Raw genomic sequence first — 19,885 nt, forward strand, 5'->3', positions numbered from 1 at the left:
TCCTGATCGGCATGGGCACGCCGCTCCTTGCGCAGGAACAGGCCGATCCTGACCAGCCGGACGTGTCGACCCCGCGGGTCCCCGTCATTGTCGTGACCGCGACCAAGCGCGAGCAGACCCTCCAGGAAACCCCGGTCGCCGTCTCGGTGGTCGGTGCCGAGGGAATCGAGCAGGCCGAAATTCAGGACCTCGCTGATCTCCAGACACTGGTGCCCTCGCTGGCGGTGCGGCAGGGGCAGACTTCGGGCAATACCACCTTCTTCATTCGCGGCTTTGGCAACGGCCAGAACGCGATCGGGCTTGAGCCTTCGGTCGGTGTCTTCATCGACGGGGTCTACCGTTCACGCTCGGCAGCGGCGATCTCGGACCTGCCCAACCTTGAACGGGTCGAGGTGCTGCGTGGGCCGCAGTCGACGCTGTTCGGCAAGAACGCTTCAGCCGGGATCATTTCGGTGACCACCCGCAAGCCGCAATTCGAACTTTCCGGAGCGGTCGAAGCCAGCATCGGCAATTACGATCTGCGCCGCTTCGATGCCTATGTCACCGGGCCGCTGACCGAGAATCTCGCTGCCTCGCTTTCGGGCAATTACAACCGCCGCGATGGCTTTTTCGAGGATCTGGGCACGGGCGCCGATTACAACCAGCGCGACCGTTGGGGCGTGCGCGGGGATATCTTGTGGGAGCCGACGCTCGATGTCTCGTTCCGCCTGATCGGCGATTATGACAAGATCAACGAGGTCTGCTGCGGCGTCACCAACCTCGTCGAGGGTCCGACCGGCGCCAATATCCGCGCGCTGGGCGGACAGTTCGTCTCGGAAGATCCGTACTCTTACGAGGTGTTCTATGACGTTGCGCCAGCCAACGAGATCGAGAACGCAGGCTTATCGCTGCAGGGTGATGTCGATCTGGGCTTTGCCGCGCTGACCAGCATCACCGCCTATCGCAGCAACACCAATTCATCCGATTTCGATGCCGACGTAACTGATCTTTCGCTGTTCGGCACGGTAAATCAAAGCAGCGAGATCGAAACCTTCACGCAGGAAATCCGGCTGCAGTCGGTCGGCGCGGGCAATCTGATCGATTGGACCGTCGGCGGCTATTACTTTGATGAGACGCTGGATGTGAACAACCAGATTCTCAATGGCGCGGATTATCGCCGCTATCTCGACTCGCTGATCGGCAACCCGCAGGTTCTGGTCAATCTTCAGAACCTCGTCACCCAGTCCACCGGGACCCCATCGCCCACGCTAGGCGGCGAGGGTCAGGGGATCACCGATACCGGGCATCAGGACAACACGGCGTGGTCGATCTTCGCTTCGGCTGATATCAACATCACCGACCGGCTGACCGCCACATTCGGCATAAGCTACACCGACGACCACAAGGAAGTGAGCCTGAACGCGGTCAGCACCGAGGCGCTGGCCAGCCTCAATCTCGAACAGCTGGGCTATGCAGCGACCCTTGGGCAGCTGCTGACAGGCAGGGGCGTCAATCCTACCAACCCCGCACAGGTCGGCATGTTCATCCAGACCAACCCGCAGCTCTACGCCCAGCTCCAGCAACAGGCGCTGACGGTGGCGCAAGGGCCCACCAATCCATTCAACGCGGTGCGTGCCTTGCAGCCATTTCCGCCCTTTCTCGGCTTTCCCAACGCGGTCGAGGACGGGATAAGCAACGACAACAGCACCGATTTTACCGCGCGGCTGGCCTATGACGTGACCGACAACATCAATGTCTACGTCTCCTATGCGACTGGCTTCAAGGCGACCTCGTGGAACCTGTCGCGCCAGAGCCGTCCGTTCCCGGAGGATTATACCGCCGGCAATCCCGTGTTCGACCGGTTCACGCAGCGTCCGGTGTTTTCGACCCCCTCATCGCCGATCACCGATGCCGGGCTCAACCTTGTGAACCTGTCATCGGGCACTCGTTTTGCTGGTCCTGAGGATTCTGAGGTTTATGAGCTTGGGATCAAGGCGGCCTTCGACACGCTGAGCTTCAACCTCACCGTGTTTGATCAGACCATTCAGAATTTCCAGACCAACGTCTTCACCGAAGACGGATTCGTGCTTGCCAATGCGGCCGAGCAGTCGACCTTCGGGGTCGAGTTCGACTTCACCTGGAGCCCGTATCTGGGGCTGGTCCTGTCCGGCGGCGCGACCTTCCTCGATCCGGTCTATGACAGCTTCCCCAATTTCGGAGACGGGATCGATATCTCCGGACAAAAGCCGCAGGGCATCGCCGAAACCCAGTTCAGCCTGGCGGCCGCTTACGGGTTCACGATCGGCGATCTCGACGCTTTCGTGCGGGCCGACTGGCAGCATATTGGCGATTCGCCCTTCTTCGACAATCCCGCAGAGCAGGCGATCATCGATGCGACCGATTACACGCGCGAACAGAACCTGATCAACGCCGCGCTCGGCATCCGCACGCAGAGCGGGCTTGGCATCAGCCTGTGGGCGCGCAACCTGTTCGATGACCAATATCTTGTGTTTGCATCGCCAACGGTGTTGCAGGCCGGCTCGTTCAGCGGCGCACCGGGCCAGCCGCGCACCTTCGGGGCGACCCTGCGCAAGACGTTCTGAGCCGGGTGGTGACAAGGATTCTTAGATACCTCGTCCAGCTGCCGCCCGTGCTGCTGGCGCTGATTTTCGGCGCACAGGGCATCGTGTGGCTCGTCAATCCTGCGCGTGCCGCGCAGTTCGGGGAGTTTGTCGTCCCAGATGGCGGGCTGGGGCTCAGCACGATGATCGGGGTGATGGCAGGTTGGTCGCTGACCATTGCCGTCTCTCTGTTGCTGGGCGTGATCCGCAAGGAGCGCGTGTGGTACTATCCGCCGATGCTGATCTTCGGGGTGCTCGCGTTCGGACGGATCATGGCCACCGCGCTCCACGGCGCACCGCTCTTGCCAGAACGGATCGTGCCCGAGCTGGTGTTCGTCGGGCTATTGCTTTTCGCCGCACGCTCCGCCGGAGCACCGCGAGAAGCTTGATCGCCGTAAAGATTGGCCTTAGAAGCTTCGCGTAATGCGATGCATTAGTGTTGGCTGCCGAAAGGCGCGGGAGATTTCTGGATGATGATGAAGCTGTTGATCGGGCTGGGTATCGTGGCGATTCCTGCGATTGCCGGGATCTGGTGGATGACCCGCGAGGGCGCGCTGGTCACGCCGCAAGGGTCAGGCACGGTGGTCACCGCTTCGGGCGAGTTCGAGGGCTTTCCCCTGCCCGATTATGCTCACGAGGTGCTGCCCGCAGGCTACAAGAGTTATCTCATCGAGGTTGAGCCAGGAATCAAGATCCACATACTCGAAGCGGGATCGGGCACCCCGGTCTATCTTCAGCACGGCAACCCCACCAACGGCCTGCTGTACCGCAAGACCTGGCAGGAATTGCCGACCGACCGGATGCGGTTGATAATGCCGACCATGGTCGGGCTGGGCTTCTCCACCAAGGTTCCGGCGAGCCAGCACACGCTTGAAAACCACATCCGCTGGATGAATGCGGCGCTGCGCCAGCTTGATCTGGGCGGGACGGTCTATGTCGGCCAGGACTGGGGCGGCGCGGTCGGGCTTGGCGCGATGATGCGCTCGCCTGAGCTGATCAAGGGCATGGTCGTCCTCAACACGGGCTGGACCGCGCCCAAGGAGAAGTTCGAGCTTTCGCGACCCCACGCGATTGCCGCGACCCCGATCGTGGGCGAAATCCTGTTGGAGAACGTCGTCTCGGTGTTCGATCGGTTGCACGAGACGCAGGGAGACCCCGCCTCGATCCCGCCGGAAGTCGCCGCGCTCTATTCCCGCCCGGTGCGCGACAGCGGCAATATCAAGGGCCCGCTGGCGCTGATGCGGATGGTCCCCACCGGTCCCGATCACGCGAGCTCGCCAGCGATGGCAGAGGTTGAAGCCTATGCCAAATCGCTCAAGGTGCCGACCGAGATCGTGTGGGGGATGCGCGACCCGATCCTCTCGCGCATTCTGCCGGTGATGACGGAAATGTTCCCCGAGGCCCGCGTGACCGAAACTCAGGCCGGCCATTTCCTTCAGGAAGAGGTGCCGAGCGAGATTGCAGAAGCCATCGAACGCGTGGTCGCGGCGGTTGAGGCGGAGTAACCGGCGGGGGCCAACCGGCTTGGGGGAGCGTCAGCGGCCCAGCTGGCGCAGGTTCTCCTCGTGGGTGGCCTCGTCGATCTGATATTGCGCGATCAGGGCGATCATCGTCAGCCACAGCGCCAGTACCAGCGGCACATACAGCGTGCCCATCCACCACAGGGTGTCAGCGCTGACCTCCTCCACCCCGGCCCCGGTCGGCAGAGCGGCCAGCGTCAGCACCGCGCTTGCCGCCATCACACCGATCCCCCGCACCGATTTGTCGATGAAGGTCTCGGCCGCATTGAACACGCCTTCGGAGCGCCGCCCTGTCCGCAACTCGCTGTCCTCGACCAGGTCGGCCAGCATCGCTGCGAACAGGATCTGGAAACAGATGATGAGGCCGACATCGATGATCTGCGCCACCAAGACGAACCAGAACACGAAAGGATCGTCATTGGGCGGCAACAGTCCGACGAGCCGCAACACAATCGGCAAGGGCGCGCCGAGGAAGGCGACGAGCCCCACAATGATCGCCCCGCGCCTCTTGCCCATGCGCCGTGAAACAATCTGGGCCAGCACAAAGCCGATCAACGCAGCAACGAAGGTGCCGAGGAACAGCATGCCGGTCTCGATCTCACTGAAGCCCCAGAAATAGGTGAAGAAATAAAGCGACATGCCTGAACTCAGCCCCGCTGCGATGCCGAACAGCATGGCGCCTGCGAAGAGCGCCAGAAACGAGCGATTCGAAAGCGTTTCGAACAATTCGCCGAAAATCAGCCTGAGAGTGAAGCGGCGCTTGGGCGGCGCGGGGGTAAGGTAGGGGATGCGCGAATGCGTCCCAACCGAACCAATCAGGATCGACAGCAGGATCACCACCGCCGCCAAGATGCCATAATTGATGTATGCGTCCGGATTGAACCGACCATCGGCAATCGTCTCGGTCGAGGAGCGTGGGAACAGGATGAAGAACATCCACACCGCGATGGCATTGCCGCCCGTCCACCCGAGGAAATAGCGCAGGCTGATGAGCTTGGTACGCTCCCCGTAATCGGTGGTCAGATCGGGGGTCAGCGCAGCCGATGGGGTGCGGTAAAACGTGATCGCGGTGCGCACGATGACGGCCAGCACCAGCAGATACCAGAACAGCACCGTCTGGCTCGCGCCTTCGGGCGGCGCCCAAAGCAGGAAAAAGCCCAGCGCCACCGGGATGGCCGAGGCATACATCATCGGGTGTCGACGGCCCCAAAGTGAGCGGAAATTATCCGACCAATAGCCGACAATCGGATCGCTGATCGCATCGCAGACGAGCGCGATCAGGATCGCCAGCCCCACAAGCCGCGCATCAAGTCCTACCACCTGGCTGTAATAGATAAGCAGGAAAAACTCGAAGCCGCCCGTGGTCACGCCCGGCGCGACGGCCCCGAAACCGAATGCCAGCTTCGTCCAGCGACCCAGCGGCGGGGTGCCAGCCGCAGGCTTTGCGGCAACCGCGCCGTGATCAGCTTCATTCACAGGCGCTCTCCCCAGGACGCTCCATGGCGTTGCCTCATCATGTGCCCTCGGCTTGCTATCTCATTGGGAGCAATGATAAGACACGACATTGCCATTCTAATGCTTGGCATTATTAGCGGGTGTTATGGAAGTATCAAGTCGTCAGGACACCAAGGCCGAATTGCTGCGATCGGCTGAGCGGCTGATCGCCGAAAAGGGGATCGGCTCGGTCTCAGTAAAGATGATCACGACCGATGCTGGCGCCCGCAATCCGAGCGCGGTGCATTACCATTTCGGCAGCATCGAAGGCCTGATCAGGGAAGTCTTCGCCAAGCGCTATCGCGCGATCGAGGCGGAGCGGGCTGTTCGGCTTCAGAAGGTCGACGAGAGCGATCCGGAAGCCCGCGTGGTGGCGCTGATCGAGGCGGCAATCGGCCCCTTCATGGAAGCCTGCCTTGAAGAGAGTGGCCGGATGTATGTCAGCTTTGCCCTGCAATTCGGCACCGACCCCCGCTTTGACCTGTCGCAATCGACGGTCGAGGCGGGTCTGGAAAGCCTGTTGTGGCTGCGCGGAGAGCTGGTCTCCTGCCTGCCGCATGTGCCGCTGGACAAACTTGTCTCGCGGATGCGCCACTCTTTCATGATCTCGCTGGTTCAAGCGGCAGATTATGCCGGGAAGGTCGAGGCCGGAACCGCGCCGCCGATTGACGACGCAGTGAAGGACGCGGCCACCTGCATTGCCGCCTATCTCGGGGCATAGCCATCCTAGCATAGGCCAAGGCGATCACCCCGCTCGCTTGACTTTCTAATGTGATACATTAAGTCTCTAAGCGTCGTAGCATCAGCGCTGCGGCGGCGCTTTGGTGCGCCGGATTTCGCGACTGGACCCCGCATGTGACGGCGAGACACCCGGCGCGCGGACCAGGTCAGACAAGAGGCAAACACAATGACTACGGTGCTCGACAAGGCTGACATCAAGGCGAAATATTCCGCCGAACGCGCGAAGCGCCTGCGCCCTGAAGGCAACGATCAATATCAGCGGCTCTCGGGCAAGTTCGCCGCGCTCGCTGCCGATCCCTACACACCCTATACCGAGCGCGAGCCGGTGGCCGATCATGTCACCTTTGCCTTTGTCGGGGCGGGCATGTCGGGCCTCGTGGTCGGCGCGCGGCTCAAGGAGGCCGGGATCGACAGCTTTCGCCTGATCGACAAGGCCGGCGGGGTCGGCGGCACCTGGTACTGGAACCGCTATCCCGGCGCGCGCTGCGATACGGCGGCGATGATCTATCTGCCGCTGCTCGAAGAGACCGGCTATTGCCCAAGCGAGAAGTACGTCCGCGGCCCCGAAATCCTCGCCCATTGCGAGCGGATCGCCAAGCATTTCGACCTCTACGACAAGGCGCTGTTCCACACCGAGGTGTCGAGCATCGAGTGGCAGGAGGCCCCGCGGGTCTGGCGGATCACCACCAACCGCGGCGACAATTTTACCGCAAAATATGTTGCCATCGGCACCGGCCCGCTGCACGTGGCGAAGCTGCCGGGCATTCCGGGGATCGAGACCTTCAAGGGCAAGTCGTTCCACACCAGCCGCTGGGATTACGAATACACTGGCGGGGACGCGAATGGCGCGCCGATGGACAAGCTGTCCGACAAACGGGTCGCGGTGATCGGCACCGGGGCAACCGGCGTGCAATGCATCCCGCAGGTCGCCAAGACCGCCAAGCAGCTTTATGTGTTCCAGCGCACGCCGTCCTCGGTCGATGTACGGAACAACCATCCGATCGATCCCGAATGGTTCGCCAGCATTGCCAAGCCGGGTTGGCAGAAGCGCTGGATGGACAATTTCGTCGAGAACATGGGCGGTAGCCTCCCGACGGAAGACCTGATCAACGACGGCTGGACCGCAATCTCGCGCCGAATCCGTGAAAAGGCGCTGGGCGGCACGCCGCTGTGGCTCGCCCGGCTGGTGGCGCGGTTTCGCAAAGTCTTCAACACCGCGCCCGGCCAGCAAAGCACCGCGCGCGTGCGCGCCGCATTCGAGGACGCGGATATCGAGAAGATGGAGCAAATCCGGGCCCGGGTGGAAACCGTGGTTCAGGACCCGGACACTGCCGAGCACCTGAAGCCGTGGTATTCGCAGCTCTGCAAGCGCCCGTGCTTCAGCGATGAATACCTCCCCGCCTATAACAGCCCCAACACCACGCTGGTCGACACCGATGGGAAGGGGGTTGAGCAGATCACCGAAACCGGGCTGGTGGCCGGGGGAAAGCGCTACGAGGTCGATTGCATCGTCTATGCCTCGGGCTTCGAGTATGGGGCCAATTTCCAGCTCAAGACCGGCTTCGACCTCAAGGGGCGCGGCGGGCAGATGCTGTCCGAGTATTGGGCGGACGGCCTTCAGACCCTTCACGGCCTGCACATGTATGGCTTCCCCAACGCCTTTGCGGTGCAGATGAACCAGGGGGCCAACATGGTCTCGAACATCCCACACAACATCGTCGATCATGCAGCGACCATCGCGCAGGTTGCCGCTCATGCCGAGCGACACGGCTTCGCCGAGATCGAGCCCACCCAGGCAGCGGTTACGGATTGGGTGAAACTGATTCTGACAACGCCGCCTTCCATGATCACCTCGTCGGACTGCACGCCCGGCTTCTGGAACAACGAGGGCCAGGGCTGGGACGAGAAGTTCCGCCGGTCACAAGGTCACCCGGGCGGCGCCGAAGGCTTCTTCCGGCACATCGAGGCCTGGCGCCGGTCGGGTGACTTCAAGGGCCTTGTTTTCAGCAAGTAACGTGGCGCGGGGTGGGTTGCTCGGCGCACTTATGCAGGTAAGCCTTCACGGCGGAAAGGGAGCAAACCATGAGCGAGACCGTCGATGTATACTGGTCCTTCCGCAGTCCCTATTCGCGGTTGGTCACGGCCGACCTGCTGCAGCTGCGCGAGGACTATGATGTCAATGTGCAGCTGCGCGTCGTCCTGCCGCTGGCGGTCCGCAATCCGCAGGCACTGTTCGATCCGGCCAACCGCAAACCGCCGCGATATATCGCGATGGACAGCATCCGCCGCGGTGAGATGCTCGGGCGGCCGATTGTCTTCCCAACAGACCCCGACCCGATTGTGCAGGATTTCAGGACGATGGAGGTCGCCAAGGACCAGCCCTATATCTACCGCCTGTCCAAGCTGGGGGTGGAGGCCAATCGCCGCGGCCTGGGCATGGAACTGGCCGACCGCGTCGCAGCGCTGATTTTCGGCGGCACCAGGGGTTGGAACACCGGCGATCCGCTCATGGATGCTGTGGCCGATGCCGGGCTGGATCTGGCCGAGCTTGATGCGGCGATCGTCGATGGCGATCACCTCGAAGAGATCGAGCGCAATCAGGACGCACTCGATGCCGCCGGCCATTGGGGCGTGCCCACGATGGTGTTTCGCGGCGAGCCGTTCTTCGGCCAGGACAGGGTCGACAGCCTGCGCTGGAGGCTCGACCGCGCTGGACTCGCCTAGAGCTAGGCTTTGCGCAGCGCCAAACCAACGACTGTATGGCTTCAGTTAATGTTGTACATTATACCAAGCAAGTGAGGCGGCTGGTGGCGGTACTGCGATTCTCTGGCTGCTCTCATGCCTGACCCATGAACTCTCTGGAGATTGTCCCATGAAGACCCTTGCAAAGATTGCTGCATTTGCCGCTGCCACGATGATTTTCGCCCCCGCCGCTCATGCCGATGCTTATCAGGACCGGCTGACCGAGCTGCGGACCAAGTTCAGGGCCTCCGACAAGAACAAGGACGGCAAGTTGACCCAGCAAGAAGCCAAGGATGGCGGCATGACCCGCATCGCCGCTAATTTCAGCCGTGTCGATACCGACAAGGATGGCTATGTCTCCCTGGCGCAACTCGAGACTCAGCTCGCCGCGCGCTTCAAGTAGGCCGGCCAGCGCGGAGCGCGCCGTTTTGGAGGATCGGCGCGCTACATTGCGCGAGCCAGTGTGGACTCGGCTAATAGCCCTCATTACTTCCGGCGAGCGCAGACGCTTTGTTGGTGGGCTCACTCGGGCGGAATGTCTGCGAGCATGTTCGTGACCCCAGCGCGGATCATCCCTAGATTGACACCGCCAAACCGTCCTGCGGCTTCCGAGGTGTTGATCGTCTCGATCCCAGCCGCCAGCTAAACCAACACCCTGCTCTTCACACCATTGATGTCGATCGCCAGCGCTCCTTCGATGTAGCTGCGCATTCCGGCGGAAGTCCGGGTCAACGCCGTTGCCGTCATTAAGGTACGGCGGAGCGGAGAAGTGAGCGAAAGAATCGAATGACTCCGGCGAAAACAGACATCACTTCAGCGCAGCCATTACGACTGCTTTCAGGTCGCGGAGATGTCTGGTCGAACGACCGAGATTGGGGCGCATTTCCGCCATTCGGCGATGGGTGGAACGAGAGTGGCCGAAAGCTCGCAGAAAGAACTCGACTAGTGCGGACATTCGAGCATGCATGGCTTTCAGGAGAACGTCATGACAGCGGATGCAAAGAACGAAGCGCTCGAACGGATGACCCCAGCCCAGCTCCATCAGGAATGGCGCAGGATGTTTGGAAGAACAGCACCGCCAGCACTTGGTTTGGCTCTCATGACTCGAGCACTTTCGGCGCGCTACCAAGAGAAAGAGCAAGGCAGGCTCACCAAGGCTGAATTGAGACAACTCTCGTCACTTGGGCGAAAGGACGAGCGCCGCAAAGAAGGTCGGCTCTCGACACAAGCAAAGCCTGGCACTTGGCTCTCACGCACATGGCATGGCGAAGTGCACGAAGTGGTCGTGCTAGAAAGTGGCTGCGAATATCGCGGCAGAACGTTCGGATCGCTCAGCGCAGTGGCGCAGCACATAACCGGTGCTAAGTGGTCAGGTCCGCGCTTCTTTGGCCTTACCAGTCCGCGCCTTGGTGAACTGAAGGTCGCCGCCATTGGCTAGATCACAGAAGAAACTGCGCTGCGCGATCTATACCCGCAAGTCGACCGATGAGGGCCTGGACAAGGACTTCAATAGCCTTGATGCCCAGCGCGAAGCGTGTGCAGCCTACGTGGTGAGCCAGCAGCACGAAGGCTGGACTCTTCTGCCGGATCTCTATGATGATGGAGGCCATTCAGGCGGCACCCTGGATCGGCCAGCACTCAGACAGCTCCTGGCCGATGTCGAGAGCGGCAAGATCGATGTAGTCGTCGTCTACAAGATCGATCGCTTAACGCGGAGCCTCGCTGACTTTGCCAAGATCGTTGATGTGCTCGATGACGCTGAAGCCTCATTCGTGAGCGTAACGCAAGCCTTCTCAACAACGAGTTCCATGGGCAGGCTGACTCTCAATGTGCTGCTTTCCTTTGCTCAGTTTGAACGTGAGGTCGGAGCCGAGCGCATCCGGGACAAGATCGCAGCATCCAAGGCCAAAGGCATGTGGATGGGCGGCGGCGTACCGCTTGGCTACGACGCTGTAGATCGCAAGCTCGTTCCTATCCCTGAAGAGGCCAAAACCGTCCACTCAATCATGCAGCGCTATCTTGAGACCCCTTCAATCAGAACGCTGGTTCAAGAGCTGGAGCGCGACGGCATTGTCAGCAAGATGCGCGTCTCGAAGAGGGGTAATATATCAGGGAGCGTGCCCTTCAAGCGCGGTGCGCTCAAATGGCTCTTATCCAACCCGATCTATGTCGGCATGATCAGGCACAAGGATAGAGTCTATCCCGGTCAGCACGAGGCCATTGTCGATCGCGAGTTGTTTGATGCAGTGCAGGCGAAGCTTAAGGCCAAAACAACATCAGATGGCAAAGCAGGAGCGCATCGAAGGGTATCGCTGCTAGCCGGAATGATCCGCGATGATCGGGGAAGACCCATGTCTCCAACTCACACGCAAAACCACGGCAGGCGCTACACATACTACGCTTCCAACCTGAATGATGATCCAGGCGCACCAGCACTTCGCTTGCCTGCTGGCGAAATCGAACAAGCGGTTCGCACTGCAATTGCTAAATGGCTTCAGGACCAATCGAACCTCCGAAAGTTGGTCGAAGCTCTGCCAGCAGATCGGAAGCAATCGATCTTTGAGAAGGCCGGGGAACTGTCTGATGACATCCAAAGCGCACCAAACGGAGAAGCACGCGCTATTCTACAGAAGCTGAAGCTCAAGATATCAGTCAGCGACAGATGCATTGAGGGCGGCTTTGATCCTAATAGGGCAATAGAACTTGGAGGTGATGAACGCGCAGCGTCCACAAGAGCTCAACTCACCGTCCCGATCGAACGTCAAAGCTATGGCCACGAACCACGTCTGCGACTGGTCCCTACTATCGAAGACAAGATGACAAGAGACCAACGCATGGTCGAGTTGCTGGGACGAGCCTTTCAAGCCCGCGACACTTTGTTCACGATGAGTGAAGCGGAGACGAAGTCGATGAAGGCCACCAGGCTTCGGCATCTGCAGCGGCTCGCGAGACTGAGCTATCTCGATCCACACATCGCGCGCAGCATCCTCGCTGGAACCCAGCCCAAGAGAATCAGCTCACGGAGCCTTTGGCGAATGGGTGATCTCCCATTGCGCTTTGCAGACCAGCGAGCAGCCCTAGGCTTCGAACCTTCCTAAATCAAAGCAGTAGGTCACTAAATCGAGCGCGGAGAACCTTGCCCATTCTCGCCTCGAATGAGTAGGTCAATGAGTCTCCAAATGCGAAATGCTTCATTCCCTTCGCCGCAAAGTCCCGGAATTGCGGGCACAATTTGGGGCGAGCCGAGCCGCCGTGCGAGCAACCGAGTCTTTTTGAGGAAAGGTGGTGAGCCCTGCTGGGCTCGAACCAGCGACCTACTGATTAAAAGTCAGTTGCTCTACCGACTGAGCTAAGGGCCCACCTGACATGCCCGCGCTGATCTCAAGCGCGGCACAGAGCGCGTCACCTAGGGACAGGTCGCGGCTTGGTCAAGCGTGCATAAAGCTGCGCAATCGACAATCCTGTCACCGGATCGCGCCAACCCGGCGCGATGGCCTTTGCCGGGCGCAGCACGAAGTCTCGCTGGCGGAATTGCGGATGCGGAATAGCGAGCCCCCGCCCGGCCCAGATCCCGCCATCCCACAGCACAATGTCAAGATCGAGCACCCGCGCCGCCCACCGCTGCCCGCGCCGCCTGCCGAACGCCTGCTCAATCCCCTTGAACAGTTCCAGCAAAGCTGCCGGATCACGGTGCGTCTCGATTACCGCCGCGGCATTGGCAAAGCGCCGCTGCGACGGCCCCATCGGAAAGCTATCGCTGATGGGCGAGGCAGCGTGGAACAGCAGTCCAACATCTTCGAGCACTTCGATCGCGGCCCGCAAGACTTCACGCGGCGGCCCGTCTGCCGGATGCCGGATATTCGAGCCCAGCGCGATGAGATAAACGTTTGATGCAGCGGCCATCATGCCGTGCGTCCTAGCGCGGGCGGGCGTGCTTGCAAGCGCAGTCGACTTTGCTGCTGGCAAAAGCTAGGCAATCGGATTGTGACAAGGGGGAACCGGAATCATGCGTTGCTTTAAACTTCTCGGGACTGTGGCCGCATTTGCTGCGGCAGCCGCATCGCTGCCAGCCGGTGCATATGACGAACACGGCCGCGAGCTGACGAGCGATCAACAGGTCGCGCTCGACATTTACAGGGATATTGTGAGCTTCCGAACGTCGCGGGGCCACGGGCAGGTTCCGGCCATGGTCAGCTATCTGGTCGAGCGGTTGAAAGCTGGCGGTTTCGCCAATGAAGATATCATGGTCACCGATTATGACAGCGAAGGCGAACCGACCCAGGGGCTGATGGTGCGTTATCGAGGCGATGGCGCTTCGGGCGAAAAGCCGATCGTGTTGCTTGCCCATATGGATGTGGTGGACGCGCTGCCGGAAGACTGGGAACGCGCTCCGTTCACGCTGACATCCGAAGAGGGTTATTTCTTCGGACGCGGGACAATGGACAACAAATATGGCGTGATGAATCTGACACAGACTTTCCTGCGGCTGAAGCGTGAAGGCTGGGCACCCGGGCGTGATCTGTATCTGGTATTCTCGGGCGATGAGGAAACGGGAATGATTTCCACCCGCGCACAGGCGCGCTGGGTGGCCGAAAACGTCGATCCGGCGTTCGTCCTGAACAGCGATGCAGGCGGGTTGGCGTTGAGCAATGATTATGCCCCGCTCGCGATGCGGGTGCAGGCCGCTGAAAAGACCTTTGCCACCTTCGAGCTTACCATCACCAACCCGGGCGGCCATTCATCCCGCCCGCGCAAGGACAATGCGATCTACGAGTTGGCAGAAGCACTTGGCCGAATTGCACAATACCAGTTCCCGGTCCGCGCCACGCCGCTAACGCGATCATATCTTGGCGCCTTGGGGCAACAGGCGCCCGGAGAGCTGGGGCAGGCAATGCGCACATTCGCCGCCAATCCGGACAGCCCACAAGCGATTGCGGTGCTGCAAGCCGATCCCGAGACGGTCGGCACGCTGGGAACTACCTGTGTGGCGACCATGCTGCGCGCCGGACACGCCGAAAACGCTCTGCCACAAAGCGCTACTGCCACAGTCAATTGCCGCATTTTTCCCGGTGTCGGCGCAGCGGCCACCGAAGCCACGCTGCGCGAAGTGGCCGGCAATGACAATATCTCCTTCAAACTCATCACGGATGTTACGGAGAGCCCGGAGTCAGGCTTGCGGGAGGACGTGAAGGCAGCGCTGGCCAAGAGCCTGAAAGCACGCTGGGACGCAGAAATCCCGATCATTCCCTATATGGAATCGGGCGGTACGGACGGCATGCATTACCGCACGCTCGGCTATGATACAGTCGCGATCAGCGGCGCAGGCTCCCGCCCGCAAGACATGTTTGCCCACGGGCTCAACGAAAGGCTCCACGCCGATACCTTCTTCCGCGGGCTCGATCACTGGTACATCATGCTGAAGGAACTCGCCGGCGGCTGAGCCCAGGGTCAGGACCCTATAGCGGTTGTCGCATTGCTTTTTGCAGAAAACCGGTGCCCACTTTTCTGCGCAATGCTCCCGCCGGATCAGATATCTTCGGCGATCCGCCCGTAAAGTTGCGGCCGGCGATCGCGGAAGAAGCCCATGCCCGCGCGGTGCGTGGCGGCCTGGTCAAGATCGAGCGTAGTCACCAGCACTCCCGATTCCTCCTTGCCGAATTCGCACACCAGGTCGCCCCATTCGTTGGTGATGAAGCTGTGGCCATAAAAGGCCTGCCCCTGCTCCACCCCGATGCGGTTCGATGCCACCACCGGCATGCAGTTCGACACCGAATGCCCCTGCATCGCGCGGCGCCACATGCGGCTGGTGTCAAGATCGGCGTCATAGGGCTCCGAACCGATCGCGGTGGGATAAAACAGCACTTCGGCGCCCTTCAATGCCATCACCCGCGCGCATTCGGGATACCACTGGTCCCAGCATACCCCCACGCCGATACGAGCGGGGCCGCAGGAGGTTGCCACGTCCCACACCTTGAACCCGTCATTTCCGGGGCGGAAGTAGAACTTCTCCTCATAGCCCGGGCCATCGGGAATGTGGCTTTTGCGATAGGTGCCCATGATCTCGCCATCAGGCCCAATCATCGCCAGAGTATTGTAGTAATGATGCCCGTCGCGCTCGAAAAAGCTGGTCGGGATCGTGACTTTGAGCTGGGCGGCGAGCTTGCGCATGGCGATGACCGAAGGATGGTCCATGGTCGGGCGGGCCAGCGCGAACTGCGCCTCGTCTTCGGTTTTGCAGAAATAGGGTCCGGAAAACAGCTCGGGCGGGAGCACGATGTCCGCACCGCGCGCGGCAGCCTGCTCAACCAGCGCGGTGACCGCAGCGATGTTTTCGTGCTCGTCTTCGCTGCCAAGGGCGAGCTGGAGGGCGGCGACAGTGATTTCTCTCATGCGCCGCCCTTTAGCTTTACGGTCGCTTCTTGAACAGCAGCGTCATGCGATCGCTCTCGCCCAGGTCCTTGAGCTCCTCGCGCTTGGTCCGCCATACCGGCGGCATTTCCCACACGCCCAGTGGGTGATCGGCGCTATCCTGCGGATTGGCGTTGACCTCGCTCTTGCCAACGAGCTCAAAGCCATTGACCTGCATGAAGGCGATCACATCGGCTTCGCGCAGATAGCCCTTCGAGCCGTCGACATAGGACCATGGCGCATCCGCTTTCGCACGATGCTGGACGATGCCGATCATGCCGTCATCCTTGAGCAGTTCGCGCATGGACTTGATCTCGCTGTCGGCGGTGCTCGAGCGCAACATGTTGTGCAGCATGCGAATCACGAGAATTCGGTCGAAGGTGCCACGCTGCTCGTCGGGAATGGTTTCGAGCGTCATGCCGCCAAACTTCTCCGCCGGCAGCCCGGTAAATCCGGCCACTTCAGCGGGAAAGGCCGCAGCCGCATCGCGCACGCGCTGCTGGCGAACGGGATCCGAAGTTGCGGTCAGCGGATTGGCGTAGATGCCGACCAACTGGCCCTCGCCGCCCAGATAATGGCCCAGCAGGCGCGAATACCACCCGCCGCCGGGGGCATATTCACCCACTTTCATGTGTGGGCCAACATGGAAGAAGGCGAGCGTTTCGCCGGGATGGCGATGCTTGTCGCGCGCCCGATCCTGCGCGCGGGTCGGGTGGTTGATCGCGCCCGACAGGGCTTCGCCGTGATGCTTCATGAAAGTGGCTTCGTTGTGCTGCCCATGATGCGGCTGCTCGCCGGATCTGTGGTGATCGGCATTGGCTGTTGCCGCCAGTGCCAGCGCAGGCAGCGCAGAGGCCAGGATCAGCTTTTTCATTGGTCCAGTTCCTTTCCCGAATAATTTCGTAGCTGCTGATAGATAGACAGCTAACGATGACAATAACGCAGTGGTTCCCTATCTTCCCAAGCGAAGGAGAATTCAATGAACGATGTGCAACGGGCAATCGTGGCTGGGGGGTGTTTCTGGTGCACTGAAGCGGTGTTCCGCGACGTGGTTGGCGTGAGCGAGGTCGAAAGCGGCTATATCGGCGGCACCACTGCGCACCCGACCTACAAGCAAGTGTGCAGCGGCACGACCGGCCATGCCGAGGCGATCCGCGTCAGCTTCGATCCCGGCGTAATCTCGCTCGCAGAAATTCTCGACGTGTTCATGGGCACGCATGACCCGACGCAGCTCAACCGCCAGGGCAACGATATCGGCACGCAATATCGCAGCGCGATCTTCCTGTCGGACGATCTCGACCGGGATGCAGCCGAAGCCGCCATCGCACGCTGGCATGCAGAGCATCCTGGCGAAACTGCCGTGACCACTATCGAAGGCCCCGCCGAATGGTATCCGGCCGAAGACTATCACCAGGAATATTGGGAGGGCGAAGGCCAGCGCAATCCCTATTGCCTGGCAGTGATCCCGCCCAAGCTGCAGAAGCTGCGCAAGAGCTTTGCGGCGAAGGTCAAGGGCTAGCGCTCCGCTGCGGAGAGCCGCCAGGGTGGGAAACGTCGATCCGGCCCGGCATGGAACAGGCACAGCCGATTGCCCGATGGATCGCTGAAGCGCGCTTCGCGCCAATTCCAGCGCTCGTCGCGCGGCGGGCTGTCGAAAATGATGCCAGCGGCTTCAAGTTCCGCATGTTTTCCGTCGATATCGTCAACTTCGAAATAGAGCAGCGTATCGCCGGGCGAATGCACGGCATCGTGGTGAAGCGAAAGCGTCGACGAGCCCGAGGGCAGCTCGAACCGCGCATAGCGCCCCTCTGTCAGTACGATCAACTTGAGCCCGAGCTTGCGATAGAACGCTAGCGAGGCGTCAAAATCGCGCGCGCCGATCGTCACCTGATTGAGATCCATTGTCAGTCCTTTCCAATTCGCATCAATTTTCCAGGACTGAATATATGCAAGCTCAAGCACACTTGAGGTCAAGCCCTTTTATGCAAATGCTTGTCGCAATCCGCTCGCTCTGCAATCGTGCCAGCCATGCCGCAGACACCCGACCGATCCTATACCCGTGGCAACACCGTCCAAGACGACGGCACAGTCGCCTTCACCTGCTCGACCGATTGCGCTGAATGGCCCTGGCTCGAATTGCCGCCGCAACATCCGATCGTGATCCAGACGCAGAATTTCTGGACCAGCATTGGCGCCTCCGCCGCACTGGGCACGCTTGAAGATGGCAAGTGGAGCGCATTGACCTGGACTGACTGGGAACTGGGCGATCGCAGCACAGGCCACGCCGCGCGCGGCACATTCGCCCGCACGCTGGTGGATGACAAGCTCGCCTTCGAAACGCGGTTGTTCGACGATGCAGAGCGGCTGATCGTTGCCATGCGCGGGCGCGGTGTCGTGTTCCGAAACCGCAATTTCGAGGCCTGGCGCGAGGGGGCAAAGCGGGAAGTCGTCCGCCGCTCACCGCCGGAGGGATTCCCATATGCACCGCGCCGCTTGCTCGGCCTGTCCGAGCGCGAGCCGCCGCTTGTTTCACGCCTCGACGGACCGCAAGCGAGCGCGCTGATTACCAAGGCGAACGGGCTGATGCCCGGCCACCCCTATTTCACCGGATCGGGCGATCATGTAAATGCGCCGCATCTGGCCGAGGTGGCCCGCCAGATTGCCAGCCTGTTATGCGACGGCGCAGCATTGCTGGTGACTGGCGGCGAGATGGACATGCACCGCTATGTCGAGCTTGATTGTCCCTTCGATATTCGTGTCACCGCGCACAGCGCGGGTTCGGCAGTGATGGAAGTGGCCCAGATGGATCGCCCATGCGCACTGCTGACGCTGCGCTGGGAAGTGCTCAGCGCCTGATCCACCGCGCGATGAAGAAGCCATCCAGCCCGCCTTCACCGGCCAGCATTCCGGGATGCGTGCGCAGCCAGCCCTGAGGCGTGGGTGAAAGTCCCGTCGGCAGTTCTTCCGGTGTGATCGGCAGCGGCTCCAGCGCAACCTGCACGGCCTGATCCTCGCCCTCTTCGCGCTCGAGCGAGCACACCGCATAGACCAGCACGCCGCCGGGCTTGAGCCAAGCTGTGGCGCGTTCAAGCAGCGCCGCCTGCAGCTCGGTCATCTCCCCGATCTGGCGCGGGCCGATGCGGTGCAGCACATCGGGGTGGCGGCGGCAGGTGCCGGTGGCGGTGCAGGGCGCATCAAGCAGGATCGCGTCGAAATGGTGTTTCGGCTCCCAGCTGAGCGCATCGGCGCGGATGGGAGATGCCTTGAGGCCAGTGCGCTTGAGATTGTCCTTGAGCAGGTCAAGCCGGCGCTTGCTGAGATCGAGCGCGGTGACCTGCCAGCCAGCCGCCGCGAGCTGCATGGTCTTGCCGCCCGGCGCCGCGCACAGGTCAAGCGCATGCTTGCCATCCCCCGCGCCGAGCAGACGCGCGGGCAATGACGCGGCCAGATCCTGCACCCACCATGCGCCGTCGCTGAATCCTTCGATCTTCTCGATCGCTTCCCCGCGCGGCAGGCGCAGGTGGCCGGGCAGCAGGCTGTCTGCGGCAAGCTGGGTTGCCCAGCGCTGCGTTTCGGCAGGATTTCGCAAGGTCAGGTCAAGCGGAGGAGGATCGGCAAGGCCGCTGGCGATTGCCTGAGCCTGCTCGCCCCACCGAGCGCGAACCGCCCCGGGCAGGGTCGGCGCATCGGGCAACGCCACTTCGCGCTTGATCAGCGCAGAAAACACGCCATGCGCCAGCCGCCTTGGCCCACCGGAAAGCAGGGGCAATGCGGTGGCGATCACGGCATGCGGCGGGGTATCCAGCCGCAGCCACTGTGCCAGCATCATGCGCAGGACACTGCGCGGCTTGGCATCACCGGGCAAGTTGGTCTTGGTGGCGCTGTCGATCAGCGCATCGAGATCGGTCAGCCAGCGCAGGCTCTCGTTGGCGATGGCCCGGGCCAGTGCCTTGTCGGGCCCGCTGCGCACCGCTTTCAGCGCGGCATGTTCGGCCTGTTCAAGCGTTTCGCCGCGGCGCAGCACCGCGTCTAGCATCTGCAGGGCGGCGCGGCGCGCGTGGATTCCGGGGGGTTGAGCCATGGCGCGGCCCTTAGGCCGTATCGACATCAAGCGCCAGCGGGCGCATAAGGCCTGCCATGGAACGCCCCGCAAAACGCACCGGCAAACGCCCCGACGCCTTCAAAAAGCCCGCGCACTGGACCAGCGATCCCCCGCCCGAACCGAAGGAAGGCAAGGTCGAGGAGAAGCTTTCCCCCACGCGCTATGGCGATTGGGAGAAAAACGGCATCGCGATTGATTTTTGAGACCACGCGTCATTGGGAGCCGCAGGCGAAGCAATCCAGCTATTGGCCTTGCGGCTATGACAAATGTCGCTTGCT

General features: G+C 61.5%; 19 protein-coding genes and 1 tRNA gene. 13 read left to right on the top strand and 7 right to left on the bottom strand.

Translation table 11 applies throughout. The annotated features are described in order from the left end of the window. Window positions 1–11: 11 nt before the first annotated feature. From ACX3VQ_RS05145 to ACX3VQ_RS05155, 3 genes are all read left to right on the top strand, one after another. On the top strand, window positions 12–2,582 hold the full coding sequence (locus ACX3VQ_RS05145; protein ID WP_462579860.1) for a TonB-dependent receptor: 2,571 nt from the start codon (window positions 12–14) through the stop codon (window positions 2,580–2,582). An 8-nt stretch (window positions 2,583–2,590) separates the two neighbouring features. Then, on the top strand, window positions 2,591–2,989 hold the full coding sequence (locus ACX3VQ_RS05150; RefSeq protein ID WP_462579861.1) for a hypothetical protein: 399 nt from the start codon (window positions 2,591–2,593) through the stop codon (window positions 2,987–2,989). A gap of 81 nt (window positions 2,990–3,070) precedes the next feature. After that, on the top strand, window positions 3,071–4,105 hold the full coding sequence (locus ACX3VQ_RS05155; protein ID WP_462579862.1) for an alpha/beta fold hydrolase: 1,035 nt from the start codon (window positions 3,071–3,073) through the stop codon (window positions 4,103–4,105). Window positions 4,106–4,135: 30 nt separating this feature from the next. Here the strand turns inward: ACX3VQ_RS05155 and ACX3VQ_RS05160 are convergent, their stop codons facing one another. Then, a complete protein-coding gene (locus ACX3VQ_RS05160) occupies window positions 4,136–5,596 on the bottom strand; it encodes an MFS transporter (RefSeq protein WP_462579863.1) in 1,461 nt (486 codons plus the stop codon). Between the two features lie 124 nt (window positions 5,597–5,720). On the opposite strand from ACX3VQ_RS05160, the gene ACX3VQ_RS05165 reads away from it, so the two are divergent. The 6 genes from ACX3VQ_RS05165 to ACX3VQ_RS05190 all read left to right on the top strand — a co-directional run bounded on the left by ACX3VQ_RS05165 (window position 5,721) and on the right by ACX3VQ_RS05190 (window position 12,195). Further along, complete coding sequence (locus ACX3VQ_RS05165; protein WP_462579864.1) at window positions 5,721–6,335, top strand: TetR/AcrR family transcriptional regulator; 615 nt, start codon at window positions 5,721–5,723, stop codon at window positions 6,333–6,335. A 186-nt stretch (window positions 6,336–6,521) separates the two neighbouring features. Next, window positions 6,522–8,369 (top strand): flavin-containing monooxygenase, encoded by a 1,848-nt coding sequence (locus ACX3VQ_RS05170; protein WP_462579865.1) that lies wholly within the window; start codon window positions 6,522–6,524, stop codon window positions 8,367–8,369. Window positions 8,370–8,437: 68 nt separating this feature from the next. Continuing rightward, on the top strand, window positions 8,438–9,079 hold the full coding sequence (locus tag ACX3VQ_RS05175; protein WP_462579866.1) for a DsbA family protein: 642 nt from the start codon (window positions 8,438–8,440) through the stop codon (window positions 9,077–9,079). Window positions 9,080–9,227: 148 nt separating this feature from the next. Then, window positions 9,228–9,500: an EF-hand domain-containing protein gene (locus ACX3VQ_RS05180; protein ID WP_462579867.1), complete on the top strand. Its 273-nt coding sequence runs from the start codon at window positions 9,228–9,230 to the stop codon at window positions 9,498–9,500. A gap of 558 nt (window positions 9,501–10,058) precedes the next feature. Further along, a complete protein-coding gene (locus ACX3VQ_RS05185) occupies window positions 10,059–10,535 on the top strand; it encodes a DUF2924 domain-containing protein (protein ID WP_462579868.1) in 477 nt (158 codons plus the stop codon). Then, window positions 10,528–12,195, top strand: a complete 1,668-nt coding sequence (locus tag ACX3VQ_RS05190) for a recombinase family protein (protein WP_462579869.1) — start codon at window positions 10,528–10,530, stop codon at window positions 12,193–12,195. Before ACX3VQ_RS05185 ends, ACX3VQ_RS05190 begins: the two co-directional genes overlap by 8 nt. Before the next feature lie 185 nt (window positions 12,196–12,380). Here ACX3VQ_RS05190 and ACX3VQ_RS05195 read toward each other — a convergent pair. Together ACX3VQ_RS05195 and folK are read right to left on the bottom strand one after the other, a co-directional pair. Further along, window positions 12,381–12,456, bottom strand: a tRNA-Lys gene (locus tag ACX3VQ_RS05195). A gap of 43 nt (window positions 12,457–12,499) precedes the next feature. Next, a complete protein-coding gene (folK, locus tag ACX3VQ_RS05200) occupies window positions 12,500–13,003 on the bottom strand; it encodes a 2-amino-4-hydroxy-6-hydroxymethyldihydropteridine diphosphokinase (RefSeq protein ID WP_462579870.1) in 504 nt (167 codons plus the stop codon). Window positions 13,004–13,103: 100 nt separating this feature from the next. On the opposite strand from folK, the gene ACX3VQ_RS05205 reads away from it, so the two are divergent. Further along, complete coding sequence (locus ACX3VQ_RS05205; protein ID WP_462579871.1) at window positions 13,104–14,537, top strand: M20/M25/M40 family metallo-hydrolase; 1,434 nt, start codon at window positions 13,104–13,106, stop codon at window positions 14,535–14,537. Between the two features lie 86 nt (window positions 14,538–14,623). On the opposite strand, the gene aguB is transcribed toward ACX3VQ_RS05205, so the two are convergent. Together aguB and ACX3VQ_RS05215 are read right to left on the bottom strand one after the other, a co-directional pair. Continuing rightward, window positions 14,624–15,487 carry an N-carbamoylputrescine amidase gene (aguB, locus tag ACX3VQ_RS05210; RefSeq protein ID WP_462579872.1) on the bottom strand — a complete coding sequence of 288 codons (864 nt, stop codon included), beginning with the start codon at window positions 15,485–15,487 and terminating at the stop codon, window positions 14,624–14,626. A gap of 16 nt (window positions 15,488–15,503) precedes the next feature. Further along, the gene (locus ACX3VQ_RS05215; protein ID WP_462579874.1) at window positions 15,504–16,379 is read right to left on the bottom strand and encodes a class I SAM-dependent methyltransferase; all 876 of its coding nucleotides are present in this window, start codon (window positions 16,377–16,379) and stop codon (window positions 15,504–15,506) included. 114 nt (window positions 16,380–16,493) lie between these two features. On the opposite strand from ACX3VQ_RS05215, the gene msrA reads away from it, so the two are divergent. Continuing rightward, window positions 16,494–17,024, top strand: coding sequence for a peptide-methionine (S)-S-oxide reductase MsrA (gene msrA, locus ACX3VQ_RS05220; RefSeq protein ID WP_462572546.1), 531 nt, complete (start codon window positions 16,494–16,496; stop codon window positions 17,022–17,024). On the opposite strand, the gene ACX3VQ_RS05225 is transcribed toward msrA, so the two are convergent. Further along, window positions 17,021–17,407, bottom strand: a complete 387-nt coding sequence (locus ACX3VQ_RS05225) for a VOC family protein (RefSeq protein WP_462571170.1) — start codon at window positions 17,405–17,407, stop codon at window positions 17,021–17,023. The two genes, msrA and ACX3VQ_RS05225, sit on opposite strands and share 4 nt — an antisense overlap. Window positions 17,408–17,533: 126 nt before the next feature. On the opposite strand from ACX3VQ_RS05225, the gene ACX3VQ_RS05230 reads away from it, so the two are divergent. Beyond that, complete coding sequence (locus ACX3VQ_RS05230) at window positions 17,534–18,361, top strand: hypothetical protein (RefSeq protein ID WP_462571169.1); 828 nt, start codon at window positions 17,534–17,536, stop codon at window positions 18,359–18,361. Here the strand turns inward: ACX3VQ_RS05230 and ACX3VQ_RS05235 are convergent. Then, a complete protein-coding gene (locus ACX3VQ_RS05235) occupies window positions 18,351–19,586 on the bottom strand; it encodes an RsmB/NOP family class I SAM-dependent RNA methyltransferase (RefSeq protein ID WP_462571167.1) in 1,236 nt (411 codons plus the stop codon). The two genes, ACX3VQ_RS05230 and ACX3VQ_RS05235, sit on opposite strands and share 11 nt — an antisense overlap. A 56-nt stretch (window positions 19,587–19,642) precedes the next feature. On the opposite strand from ACX3VQ_RS05235, the gene ACX3VQ_RS05240 reads away from it, so the two are divergent. After that, window positions 19,643–19,810, top strand: coding sequence for a DUF1674 domain-containing protein (locus tag ACX3VQ_RS05240; protein ID WP_462571166.1), 168 nt, complete (start codon window positions 19,643–19,645; stop codon window positions 19,808–19,810). Window positions 19,811–19,885 lie beyond the last annotated feature (75 nt).

This window comes from Altererythrobacter chaiwopuensis, assembly GCF_054957735.1.